Genomic DNA, 11879 nt, shown 5'->3' on the forward strand with positions numbered 1-11879 from the left:
CCTGTGCGACGATCGATGTCATGAGCGGGGGAACGGGCGATGGTCCGAAACGGGTCGGTCGGCCACGCGCCGACCGGCTGAGACCGGACAGCGGCCGGCCGCCGCGCGAGGAACTCCTCGGCGCGGCGGCCGAGCTCTTCACCGCCCGGGGATACGCGGCGACCACCACCCGGGCCGTCGCCGAACGGGCCGGGATGCGCCAGGCCACGATGTACCACTACTTCGGCGGCAAGGAGGAACTCCTCGCCGAACTGCTGGAGTCCACCGTCGCACCCTCGCTGGTGCTGGCCCGGCAGCTCCTCGCCGACCGCGGGCGGCCCGCCGCCCGGCGGCTGTGGGAGCTGTGCCGCTCCGACGTCCTGCTGCTGTGCGGAGGGCCGTACGACCTGGGGGCGCTCTATCTGCTGCCCGAGGTGGGCGGTTCGCGCTTCACGTGCTTCCACCGGATGCGCCGGGAGCTCAAGGACGCCTACCGGGTGCTGCTCGCCGACACCCTGGTCGGCGCCGAACTCGCCGATGACCGGGCGGGGCTGACGCTCCGTGGAGACCTGGTCTTCGGCCTCATCGAGGGCGTCATGCTGGTCCACCGGGCCGATCCGGGGCGGCCGGTGGTGGCCTTCGCCGAGGCCACCGCGGACGCGGCGCTGCGGATCGCGGGCGTCGGCCTCCCCGGCGACACTGCCTGACCCGGCGCTACTCCCTGACCAGACACTGCCCCCCGACCAGGCACTACCCCCTGACCAGGCGTTACCGGCCGCCCGATCCGGCCTCCCAGCCCGCCCGGTCGTCCCAGGCCTGGAGAGTGCGGCCGCTCTCGAAGCGGTGCGCGGCACCGGTCACCGGGTCGGTGAACACCAGGACCCGGGCCAGGAGTTGCAGGGGCCTGCGGTAGTCGTCCGGGGCCGGGTCCGTGACCCGCGGATACACCGGGTCGCCCAGGATCGGCAGGCCCAGGCTGTTCATGTGGACCCGCAGCTGGTGGGTGCGGCCGGTGAACGGGGTCAGCCGGTAGCGGGCCAGCCCCTCCCGCGCCTCGACGCATTCGACGAGGCTCTCGGCATTGGGCTCCCCGCCGGGCACCTCCACCGCCGCGATGACCCCGCGGGCCTTCTCGATCCGGCTGCGGACGGTACGGGGGAGGGCGCGGGCCGGCCCCGGATCGTGGGGCGCGAGGGCCTCGTACTCCTTGTGCACCTCGCGCCGCTGGAAGAGGAGCTGGTACGCCCCGCGGTCCTCGGGCCGGATGCTGAACATCACCAGGCCCGCCGTCAGCCGGTCCAGGCGGTGCGCCGGGCTGAGCTCGGGCAGCTCCAGCTCCTCCCGGAGCCGGGCCAGGGCGGTCTCGGTGATGTGGCTGCCGCGCGGGGTGGTCGCGAGGAAGTGCGGCTTGTCCACGACCAGCAGGTGCGGGTCCCGGTGGACGACGGAGATCGGGAACGGCACCCGCGGCTCCGGCTCCATGTCCCGGTGGAACCACAGGTAGGCGCCCGGCTCGTACGGGTCCTCGGCGCGCAGGACCTGCCCGCCGGCGCCCAGTACCCGGCCCGCGGCCAGCAGCCGGGCCACGGAGTCGGCGCCGCGGGTGCCGGCGTAGCGCGCGGCGAGGTAGTCGCCGAGGTCCGGCCACGTCCCCTCCGGGTCGGGCGGCAGCCGGAGCCGGACCGGGTCGATCCCGGCGCGCTGGGGGAGGGGCGAGGGGGGTGGCTGGGCTCTGCGTCTCATCGGGGAACAGGCTATGCGGCTACTGCTGGGTGAACGTGCCCAGGTGTTCGGCGTCGAGGTACTCCACGCGCAGGGTGCCGTCGGAGAAGATCACTCCGGTGCGGCCGATCGCGTTCTCGCCCGTGGTCACGAAGCTGAAGGTGTCCCCGTCGTAGTGGGTGAGCGGGAAGCGCAGGGGCTTCGGGCCGAGGGCGAGGGTGAGCGCGCCGTTGTCGTCGGCGGTCACGGTGGCCTTGCCGTAGTAGGGGTTGTCGTAGGTGCCGGTGTACGCGGCGCTGTCCCGGGCCGGCTTCGCACCGGTGGGCGGGTGGGCGTAGTCGGTGGTCGGCGCCGCGCCCTGGGGTGCGAGGGCCGCCGCGTAGGCGGAGGCGGCCAGCGGCAGCCAGTCGGTGGAGACCTTGCCGTGTTCGGCGTAGTCGAAGAAGTCCAGGGCGATGGCGTCGGGCAGGCCGACCGGGGCGCCGTTGGTCAGGACGACGATGCCGAGCTTCTCCAGCGGGAGCATGGTGACGTTGGTGTTGGCTCCGAGCTCGAAACCGCCGGAGTGGCTCAGGCGCAGGCGGCCCGCGCTGTCGTAGCTGACGTTCCAGCCCAGGCCGTAGAAGCCGGTGGTCCCGGCGCCGTTGGTCGGCTGCGAGACGATCTCGGGCAGGTGGGTCCGGGCGAGGGTGTCGGCGGGGATGATCCGCTTCCCGTCGAGGGTGCCGCCGGACAGTTGCAGCCGCAGCCAGCGGGCCATGTCGGTGGCGGTGGAGCTGACCCCGCCGGCCGGTGCCTGGGCGTCGGGATTGCGGACGAAGCGGGGGCTCCACGTGCCGTCGGCGTTCTTGACGTGGGTGGAGGCGTGGTCGGGGGCGTTGATGTAGGCGGAGAACTCGGTGCTCGTACGGGTCATGCCGGCGGGCTTGAACAGGGTGTCGGCGCTGAGCTTCTGCCAGCTGGTGCCCTTGGCGCGGGCGACGGCCTCGGCGGCCGCGGTCAGCCCGAAGTTGGTGTAGGCGTAGCTCGCGCGGAACGGACTCAGGGGCTCCAGCCGCAGGTGGTCGAAGATGTACGCCTGGTCGTAGCCGAGGTCCTCGAGGAGGTCGCCGGCGTGGTCGGGCAGGCCGGTGCGGTGGGAGAACAGGTCGGCGGCGGTGACGTGGTCGGTGACCCAGGGGTCCTTCAGGGAGAACCCGGGCAGCTGGGTGCGGTCGTCCCACTGCTGGGGGTCGGTGAGGGCGCCGGCCACGACCGTGGAGGAGACGGGCTTGGACACCGAGGCGAGCTGGAAGACGGTGTCGGGGCCGACCTCGGCGCTCTCGCCGGTCCTGCGGACCCCGTAGCCCTTGATGTGGACGACCTTGTCGTTGTGGACGACGGCCACGGAGACACCGGGGACGCCGGTGCGGCGCATCATGTCCGCGACGGTGCGGTCGAGGCGGGCGACGGCCTTGTCGACGGCGGCGTCCGTGATCTGGGGCTTCGGGGCGGGGGGCGGGGTCGGTGCGGACGTGGCTGTCGTCGCGACAGCGGTCGTGGCGCCGGCCGTCGCCGTGGCGCCGGCCGTCGAGGCCAGGAGGACCGCGGCCGCCCCTGCTGCCCCGAGCGCGGGGAGCGTACGCATGGGGTCATTGTCCCCCCGGAGGGCGGGGAGCGCGCGGCGCCGCTGCCGGGGGCGCCGCCCCCGGACCCCCGCGCCTCACACGCCGGCGGGGCTGAAAAGAGCGCCTCACACGCCGGCGGGGCTGAAGCGGCGCCTCACACGCCGGCGGGGCTCAAGCAGCGCCTTCAGCGCCGGCGGGGCTGAAGGCGCTGAAACCTTTACGCCGCTGCGCGGTGCTCCTGTTCGGCCTCCACCGAGGCGTTCCAGTCGCGCTTGATCGCGCGCCAGCCCTCGTCCGTCTCGCCCAGGCGCCAGTAGCCCGAGATCGACAGGCGTTCGCGCGGGATGCCGCGCTCCAGGCGGAGGTGACGGCGGAGGTCCTTCACGAAGCCGGCCTCGCCGTGGACGAAGGCGTGGACGTCCGCGGAGGGGAACTCCAGGGAAGTGACCGCCTCCACCAGCGCCTCGCCGACCGGGCGGTCGCCGCGGTGCAGCCAGATCGGTACGACGCCGTCCGGAGTGGCGACCTTCAGTTCGTCGTCCGGGCCGTCGATCTCCACGATGGCGTGGACCCGCGCGCCCGCCGGCATCCGCTCCATCGCGGCGGCGATCGCCGGCAGGGCGCTCTCGTCGCCCACCAGCAGGTGCCAGCCGGCCGCCGGGTCCGGGGCGTAGGCGCCGCCCGGGCCGAGGAAGCGTACGAGCTCGCCCGGCTTGACCCGCGCCGCCCAGGGGCCGGCGAGGCCCTCGTCGCCATGGACCACGAAGTCGAGGGTCAGCTCCAGCTGCGCGGGGTCCCAGCTCCGGACCGTGTACGCGCGCTGGCGCGGCCACTGGGCCCGGGGAAAGTCCGCGCGGATCTGTTCGAGGTCCCACGGGGCGGGGTAGGTGATGCCCGCCGGCGCGAACAGCAGCTTGACGTAATGGTCGGTGTAATCGCCCACGCCGAACTCCCGGAGGCCCTCACCGCCCAGCACGATCCGCACCATGTGCGGCGAAAGCCGCTCGGTGCGTACGACGACGGCGGTGCCGACGGTGCGGGCGCGTCCTTCTGCCACGGTGACTCCCCTGACTCCATGAAACTTAGCCTTACCTAAGTTATCACTTCATGGGCGCAGCACGCTGCGCAGGCGAGCGACAGCGCCCCCCAGACCCCACCGATGGGCTAGCGCATCCACCAGTTGCGGTTGCGCCGGAGCCGTCGGAAGGGCCGGATCGAATGCCGGAAGCGGGACGTCCGAGGCCACCTGGACCACCTTCGGAGCCACCGCCAGATACGGCCGGGACTCGTCCAGCCGCTTGCGCTGGGTCGGGGTCAGCTTCGACTTCGGGTCGTCGATCGCCGCCATGATCCCGGCCAGATCGCCATAGGCGTCGAGGAGTTTGGCCGCCGTCTTCTCGCCGATGCCGGGGACACCCGGCAGGCCGTCGCTCGGGTCGCCGCGCAGCAGCGCCAGGTCCGCGTAACCGGGACCGTCGACCCCGTACTTCTCGCGCAACCACGCCTCGTCCGTCACCTGGAGGGTGCCCACGCCCTTGAGCGGGTACAGGACCCGGCGCTGCCGGGCGTCGTCCACCAGCTGGTAGAGGTCGCGGTCGCCGGTGACGATGTCCACCGGTCCTCGAGCGCGGGCGGTTAGCGTGCCGATCACGTCGTCCGCCTCGTACCCGGCGACGCCCACCCGGGCGATGCCGAAGGCGTCCAGCGCCGCCTCGATGATCGGGACCTGAGGGGCGAGGGTGTCGGGGGTCTCCTCGACATCGGGTCCGCTCTCGGTCTCCACGGCGACCCGGTGGGCCTTGTACGAAGGGATCAGCTCCACCCGCCAGTGCGGCCGCCAGTCGGCGTCCATGCAGGCCACCAGGTCGTCCGGCCGGTGGTCCTGGACCAGCCGGCCGATGAAGTCGAGCAGGCCGCGCACGGCGTTGACCGGAGTGCCGTCGGGTGCCTTGACCGAGTCCGGCACACCGAAGTAGGCGCGGTAGTAGAGGGAGGCGGTGTCCAGGAGCATCAGGCGTCGTGTCGTCACGGAGTCGATGATGCCGCAATGCACCCGGAGGGTGTCTCGGCCGCCGGGACACCCGACGCCGCGACGGACAGTGAGCGCACCGGTACGGGAAGAGCCGTGCGGGCGAAACCGGAGGCGGTTGCTGCGTAAGGTGCTTACAGCACACCGATGTGCGACAGACATGGGGAGGGCAGCCCCGACATGAACGACAGGGACGGCACCGACGGCACCGATGGAACGGACAGCACGGCCGGCGTGGACGGCCTGAACAGCCTGAGCGGCAAGCCGAACGACAGGGACGACAAGAGCAAGGACAAGGACGGCAAGGAGCCGCTGCGGGTGGGGGTGGCCGTGCGCAAGCGGCGCCGCGCGCTGCACCTCACGCTCGCCGCCGTGTCCGCGCGCAGCGGCCTGTCGGTGCCCTTCCTGAGTCAGATAGAGAACGAGCGGGCCCGGCCCAGCATGCGGTCCCTGGAACGGGTCGCGGACGCGCTGGAGACCACGGCCGTCGAACTGCTGGCCGCCTCCGACACCGCGCGCACGGTGAACCTCGTCCGGGCCGGTGACGCCTCCGGTCTCACCCCGCTCCCGGGCGTACGGCCCCTCGTGCGCGGGCACCACCAGCTGCACGCGATGGAGTTCACCGGGGACCAGGACGCCGGACGCGAGTACCAGCACCGCAACGACGAACTGATGTACGTCGTCGAGGGCGCCTGCCAGGTCGAGGCGGAGGGGCGGGCGTACCGGCTGGAGAGCGGGGACGCGCTCTTCCTGTCGGGCGGCGTGCGCCACCGCTGGCGAGCGGTCACCGAGGACACCCGGATCCTGGTCGTCGCGGTCGGCGAGCACATCCACGCCACCTCCGAGCCCCCGTCGCCGGGACATTGAGCGGCGTGCGGCGGATCGTCTCGCTGGTGCCCTCGCTGACCGAGGCGGTGGCCGTGAGCGCGCCCGGAGCACTGGTCGGGGTCACCGACTGGTGCACCCACCCCGAGGACCTCGGGGACGCCGTGCGGATCGGCGGGACGAAGAATCCCGACGTGCGGCGCATCGCGGCGCTCCGGCCCGACCTGGTGATCGCCAACGAGGAGGAGAACCGGGCCCCCGACCTCGCAGCGCTGCGCGCGGCCGGGGTCGAGGTACTGGTCACCGAGGTACGGGACCTCCCGCAGGCCCTGCGGGAGCTGGACCGGGTGCTCGTGGGCGTACTGGGGCTGGCGCGGCCGGGATGGCTGACGGACGCGGAGCGGGCATGGGCCCGGGTGGAACCGGTCGAGGTGCGCACCGCCTTCGTGCCGATCTGGCGCCGTCCGTGGATGGTGCTGGGCCGGGACACCTTCGCAGGAGACCTGCTGGCACGGCTCGGCGTGCACAACGTCTACGCCGGACACCCGGAGCGGTATCCCCGGGTGCCCGTGGAGGAACTGGCGGCGGCCGGCTGCGATCTGGTGGTGCTCCCGGACGAGCCGTACCGCTTCACGGCCGAGGACGGCCCGGAGGCCTTCCCGGACCTGCCCGCGGCCCTGGTCGGCGGCCGCCACCTGACCTGGTACGGCCCCTCCCTGGCCGAGGCCCCGCAGATGCTGGCGAAGGCCCTGCGTGCGGCGCGCTGAGCGACGTATGGTCCTGGGATGCGTAGAGGAAGATCATTAATTCTGCTCGCGGCCACGGCCCTGCTGGCGGGAGCCTGCGCGGCACCCGCGATCGAGGACGACCCCCGCCGCCCACCGCCCGGCCTCGGCGAGCTCAGTACCGGCGAGCTCCAGAGCCGCTGGTGGAGCTGGGCCGCGTCGAGCCCGGCCGGCTCCGACCCGGTGGCCGATCCGGACGGCAGTTTCTGCGCCCGGAACCAGCCGGCCGACACCTGGTACCTCGCGGGCACCTCCAAAGGACGGGCCGAGCGCCGGTGCTCGGTCCCCAAGGGGCGGCCGGTGGCTTTCCCGGTGCTCAACTTCACCGGTACGAAGGCCGAGTGCGCGGCGCGACTGGCCGAGGCACAGGGCACCGTCGTATGGGGGCGGAGCGACGTGGCGGTGGAGCGGATCGAGCCCACCCCGATCCGGATCGAGGGGGTCGAGGGCAATCCGGTGACAGGGAAGGCAGGGACGGTGACCACGCACGGCTGCGGGCTCTGGGTGCGGCTGGGGCCCGTCTGGGACACGGGCCCCCTGACCATCGAGGGCTCGGCCGGATCCGTCTCCGTATCGGTCGCCTACGACCTCCAGGTCGGCTAGGCCGTCTCCTTCTTGTCGGGCGTCGCTGGCCCGGCAAGATCCGAAAGACGCGGCCTAGCGGGGCAGCAGCGCGCCCGTGAACAGGCCGCGGAGGGTGTGGGTCGCGGCCAGGAGCCAGGCGGTCAGCAGGCCGAGGAAGAGGGCGGCGGCGAGCCAGGCGAAGACGGTCAGGCCGGTGTGGTGGGCCAGGCCGGCGGCGCCCGTGACGCAGGTGCCGACGGGGAAGGTCAGGGCCCACCAGGTCATCGCGAAGCCCATGCCGCCCCGGGCCGCCCGGACCAGCATGGCTACGGCCAGAGCCAGCCACAGCAGGGCGAAGCCCATTACGGGGACCCCGTAGACCACGGCGAAAGCCCCCAGGGCGCCCGCGTACGCGCCGTCGATCGACTGGGGGGCGACATCGGCGAGCTGGTTGACGGCGGTGGTCGACTGGCCGAGGGGGCCGAGGACCAGGAACAGGGTGGGGGTCAGGGCCAGGGGGAGGGGACCGCGCACGATCAGCCGCCCGAGGATCAGGGGGAGCATCAGCAGGGTCGCGAGCAGGCTGATGCCGAACATGGCGTAGCAGGCCAGCAGCAGGGTCTCGCGGGGCTGACCGGCGGGCAGGTGGGGTATCAGCAGCGGTCCCAGTGCGGCGGAGACCATGGGCGCGACCAGCGGGAGCAGCCAGACGGGAGTGGCCTGCCCCGGCTCCACCTTGTGCCGTACGACCATCAGGTAGGGCACGGCCACGGCCATGGCCAGGCCGATCGCGGTACCGGCGGTGAACAGCACGGCGTCCACGGCGACCGCGGCGCCGGTCCCGATCAGGTCCTTGCCGACGATGAGGGTGCCGCCGCCGACGGCGAGCAGTGCCATCGAGAGGCACCCGTAGAACGGGGCGACGGCCGGGTCCAGGAGGTGGGCGCGGGCCTGGTCGCGGTGGTGGAGCCAGTGCCCGGCGCGGGCCGTGAGCAGCACGGCGAGGACGGCGGCGGACAGCGCCCAGACGAGCTGGCAGGCCACGCGCTGGCCGGGGAGCTGGTACGGGAGGCTCGCGCCGGCGTTGGCGACGATCGCCGTGCCCATGACGCAGGCGTACCAGTTGGGGCCGAGGTGCCGCAGGGCGGGAGCCTTGTGGGCCCGGACCGCGGGGGTGAGGTGGGTGCGGGGTCGCACGAGGGTGGTGGCCATGGACCCAGCCTCGCGCCGGGGAGGGCGGGGCGGCAGAGGCCATCTCCCTATGAGGTCATAAACTGCTGTTATGGGTAATGAGGAGTGGGTTCCGCTGGCGCACCGGGTGCCGGACCTGGGCGCGCTGGAGCTGCTGCTCGCGGTCGCGCGGGTCGGCAGCCTGAGCGGCGCGGCCCGGCGGCTGGGCATCACCCAGCCCGCGGCGAGCAGCCGGATCCGGACGATGGAGGCCCGGCTCGGCGTGGCCCTGGTGGACCGCTCCCCGCGCGGCTCGACGCTGACCGCCGAGGGGGCGCTCGTCACGGACTGGGCCCGGCGGGTGGTGGAGGCGGCGGAGGCCTTCGACGCGGGGGCGCAGGCGCTGCGCGGCCGGCGGGACTCGCGGCTGCGGGTGGCCGCCAGCATGACCATCGCGGAGTACCTGCTGCCGGGCTGGCTGATCGCCCTGCGCGGGCAGCGGCCTGACACTGCGGTGTCCCTGCACGCCGGGAACTCGGCGGTGGTCGCCGAACGGGTCCTCGCGCACGAGGCGGACCTCGGCTTCGTGGAGGGGCTGACCGTCCCCGAGGGACTGGACTCGGCGGTGATCGCCCAGGACCGCCTGGTGGTGGCGGTGGCCCCGGGCCACCCGTGGGCGCGCCGGGCCAAGGGGGTGGCGGCGGCGGAACTGGCCTCCACCCCGCTGATCCTGCGCGAGCGGGGCTCCGGGACGCGGCAGGTCCTGGACGCGGCGCTGGCCCCGGTCGGCGGAGTGGCGGTACCCCTGCTGGAACTGGCGTCGACCACCGCGGTGAAGGCGGCGGCGCTGAGCGGGGCGGGTCCGTGCGTACTGTCGGAGCTGGCGGTCGGGGACGAACTGGGCGCGCGGCGGCTCGTGGAGGTCCCGGTGGCGGGCGCGGCCCTGGACCGGGCCCTGCGGGCGGTCTGGCCGACGGGCTCCCGCCCGCAGGGCCCGGCCCGCGACCTGCTGTCCCTGACCCACCGCCGGATCTAGGGGGTCTCTTGCCGATCGGGCCGGGCTCGCGGGGCGTCTGGTCCGTTCGGGGGAAGAGGGATCGATTCGGCGCGGTGCGGACGGTGACCGGGGTGTGCGAGGCCGGAAAGGTGGCTCCTGCACGTTTGTCGCTTTCCGAGGAGAACCCCAGATGCGTCTTCGCCATGCCGCCGTCGCCGCCTTCGGCGCCGTCACCCTGCTGCTCACGATCCCGACGTCGGCCTCGGCCGCGGAGGGGGAGTTCCAGTACACGGTCACCGGTCTCGACGGCCAGCCGCTGAGGCTCGTACTGGACAACCCGCCGAGCGGGGAGTGCATCACGCTGCCCGAGGTGGCCGACCCCTCGGCCAGTTCCCCGGCCCACTCGCCGAGGAACCGGACCGACGAGCTGGCCCTCGTGTTCACGGAGCCGGACTGCACGGGCCGGGAGTTCACGCTGCGGCCGCGCACGGGCTACGGCACGGAGCGCCTCGAACTGCGGTCGGTGGTCTTCGCCCGACGCGCGTGAGGTACGGCTGCCGGGCCCGGAGCCGCGCGGGGTGGCTCAGCTCTCCGAGCTGAGCCGCTTCGTCAGGAGCGAGCCCGCGACGATCAGTGCGACACCCAGCCACCACATGTTGTCGAAGATCAGGACGGCGATCCCGATCGGCACCAGCAGGCCCGCCAGGGGTACGAGGAGCCCGGCCCAGTTCGTCGGCCCGGGTTCCTCGCCGGCCGCCGCGCGGGCGGCGCGGGCGCGGGCGACGTCCGGGTACCAGACGGTGAACTTCAGGGCGGCGACGATCGCCAGGATCTGGATGATCCAGCCCGTCCAGATGTTGTTCGGGTTGTGCAGGACGAGGTCCCCGTAGGCACCCGCGGCGGCCGCCACCAGGAACGCGACGCCCCACGCGCCCGTGATCATGTAGTTGGTGCGCAGGAAGCCCCGGGTGTGCCAGAGCGACGGGTCGACCTGCTCGCGTGCGTACTGGAGGGTGAAGGGCGTCCGCACGGCCATCGAGCCGAAGGCGATGACGGCCAGCGCGATGTTGGAGACCTCGCCGGCGTACGTCTCCAGCCAGCGCCGGGTGCCGTCGCTCGCCAGGAGTCCGACGACGGCCATGGAGGCGAAGAACACCACGTCGGCGAGTTCCAGCAGCTTCCAGGACGTGCCCCGGTTGACCAGGCGGCTCACCACGATCAGCGCGACGGCGGCGAGAAGCGCCAGTCCGACCGCGAGCTCGAACCGTCCCGGGCCGACCAGCAGCGAGAAGATGATCCACGGCGCCATTCCGACGATCGGGTTTTCCAGGAACCCGGCCACCGGCCCGGATGCCGTGCCCTTCGGCTCGGTCCGCATGCTTCCAGCGTGCCCGCCCGGCGGGGGCCCGGCCAATCGTGCACCGGGCCCCCGCCGGGACGCGGGGGCCGGGGTCAGCCCACCGGTACCGCGGTGCGGACGGAGGCCGCCTCGATCAGGGCGGACATCACCCGCGTGTCCTTGTCCCGCTCCGGGTGCCACTGGACGCCCAGCACCCACCGCTGCGGATCGGGCAGTTCGATCGCCTCCACCGTGCCGTCCACGGCGTGGGCCGAGACGACCAGGCCGCGGCCGAGCCGGTCGACGGCCTGGTGGTGGTAGGTCGGGACCTGCGCCTCCTCCGGGACCAGGTCCGCGTACCGGGTGCCGGGGACCGGGCGGACCGGATGCCAGGACATGGCGCCGGGGGTCTCGAAGTGGCCGTCGATGTGCTGGACGAGCGTGCCGCCCAGGGCCACGTTGAGGGCCTGCATGCCCCGGCAGATGCCGAGGACGGGCAGGTCCGCCTCCAGGGCGGCCGCGATCAGGGCCAGTTCCCAGTGGTCGCGGACCGTGGCGGGGGAACCCGTACGGGAGTCGCGCGCGGCCCCGTAGTGCGCCGGGTCCACGTCCGGGCCGCCCGCGACGACCAAGCCGTCCACCCGGCTCAGCACCTCCGCCGCCGACGCGGGTTCGTCCGGCGGGAGCAGCACGGCCGCGCCGCCCGCCGCCTGGACGAGTTCGTAGTACCCGGTCGGTACGAGGGATGTCGGGAGGTCCCACACCCCGTAGCGGGTGGAATCCTCGACATAGGTGGTGATGCCGATGAGCGGCCTGGGCACGTTCGTTACCTCCAGCAGGGGGCAGGGCAGGGCGGGAACAG

13 protein-coding genes are annotated in these 11879 nt (G+C 73.3%); 6 read left to right on the plus strand and 7 right to left on the minus strand.

From position 1 onward, the window contains the following. Positions 1-20 precede the first annotated feature (20 nt). Entirely contained in the window at positions 21-686 is a 666-nt protein-coding gene (locus B6R96_RS28130) for a TetR/AcrR family transcriptional regulator (RefSeq protein WP_081523989.1), read from the plus strand. Between the two features lie 61 nt (positions 687-747). Here the strand turns inward: B6R96_RS28130 and B6R96_RS28135 are convergent, their stop codons facing one another. The 4 genes from B6R96_RS28135 to B6R96_RS28155 form a co-directional block, all read right to left on the minus strand. Next, the gene (locus tag B6R96_RS28135; protein ID WP_081523990.1) at positions 748-1722 is read right to left on the minus strand and encodes a pseudouridine synthase; all 975 of its coding nucleotides are present in this window, start codon (positions 1720-1722) and stop codon (positions 748-750) included. Between the two features lie 19 nt (positions 1723-1741). Next, positions 1742-3328, minus strand: a complete 1587-nt coding sequence (locus tag B6R96_RS28140; protein ID WP_081523991.1) for a serine hydrolase — start codon at positions 3326-3328, stop codon at positions 1742-1744. 197 nt (positions 3329-3525) lie between these two features. Then, on the minus strand, positions 3526-4365 hold the full coding sequence (locus B6R96_RS28150) for a siderophore-interacting protein (RefSeq protein WP_081523993.1): 840 nt from the start codon (positions 4363-4365) through the stop codon (positions 3526-3528). Between the two features lie 48 nt (positions 4366-4413). Continuing rightward, positions 4414-5319, minus strand: coding sequence for a 5'-3' exonuclease (locus tag B6R96_RS28155; RefSeq protein WP_081523994.1), 906 nt, complete (start codon positions 5317-5319; stop codon positions 4414-4416). A gap of 198 nt (positions 5320-5517) precedes the next feature. Between B6R96_RS28155 and B6R96_RS28160 the strand changes: the two genes are divergently transcribed. The 3 genes from B6R96_RS28160 to B6R96_RS28170 are packed head-to-tail and all read left to right on the plus strand — an operon-like array spanning position 5518 to position 7550. Further along, positions 5518-6204, plus strand: a complete 687-nt coding sequence (locus B6R96_RS28160; RefSeq protein WP_335755553.1) for a helix-turn-helix domain-containing protein — start codon at positions 5518-5520, stop codon at positions 6202-6204. Next, positions 6201-6929: a helical backbone metal receptor gene (locus B6R96_RS28165; protein ID WP_081523995.1), complete on the plus strand. Its 729-nt coding sequence runs from the start codon at positions 6201-6203 to the stop codon at positions 6927-6929. Before B6R96_RS28160 ends, B6R96_RS28165 begins: the two co-directional genes overlap by 4 nt. An 18-nt stretch (positions 6930-6947) precedes the next feature. Further along, positions 6948-7550, plus strand: a complete 603-nt coding sequence (locus tag B6R96_RS28170) for a signal protein (RefSeq protein WP_159395572.1) — start codon at positions 6948-6950, stop codon at positions 7548-7550. Between the two features lie 54 nt (positions 7551-7604). Here the strand turns inward: B6R96_RS28170 and B6R96_RS28175 are convergent, their stop codons facing one another. Next, positions 7605-8723, minus strand: coding sequence for a TDT family transporter (locus tag B6R96_RS28175; protein WP_081523996.1), 1119 nt, complete (start codon positions 8721-8723; stop codon positions 7605-7607). A 70-nt stretch (positions 8724-8793) separates the two neighbouring features. Here B6R96_RS28175 and B6R96_RS28180 point away from each other — a divergent pair, with 70 nt between their 5' ends. Next, positions 8794-9717 (plus strand): LysR family transcriptional regulator, encoded by a 924-nt coding sequence (locus tag B6R96_RS28180; protein ID WP_053176315.1) that lies wholly within the window; start codon positions 8794-8796, stop codon positions 9715-9717. Positions 9718-9868: 151 nt separating this feature from the next. After that, positions 9869-10225, plus strand: coding sequence for a hypothetical protein (locus B6R96_RS28185; RefSeq protein ID WP_081523997.1), 357 nt, complete (start codon positions 9869-9871; stop codon positions 10223-10225). Positions 10226-10261: 36 nt separating this feature from the next. On the opposite strand, the gene B6R96_RS28190 is transcribed toward B6R96_RS28185, so the two are convergent. After that, positions 10262-11056: a hypothetical protein gene (locus B6R96_RS28190; protein ID WP_081523998.1), complete on the minus strand. Its 795-nt coding sequence runs from the start codon at positions 11054-11056 to the stop codon at positions 10262-10264. A gap of 74 nt (positions 11057-11130) precedes the next feature. Beyond that, positions 11131-11838, minus strand: a complete 708-nt coding sequence (locus tag B6R96_RS28195) for a gamma-glutamyl-gamma-aminobutyrate hydrolase family protein (protein WP_081523999.1) — start codon at positions 11836-11838, stop codon at positions 11131-11133. Positions 11839-11879: the final 41 nt, after the last annotated feature.

Source organism: Streptomyces sp. Sge12, assembly GCF_002080455.1.
Taxonomy (GTDB): Bacteria; Actinomycetota; Actinomycetes; order Streptomycetales; family Streptomycetaceae; genus Streptomyces.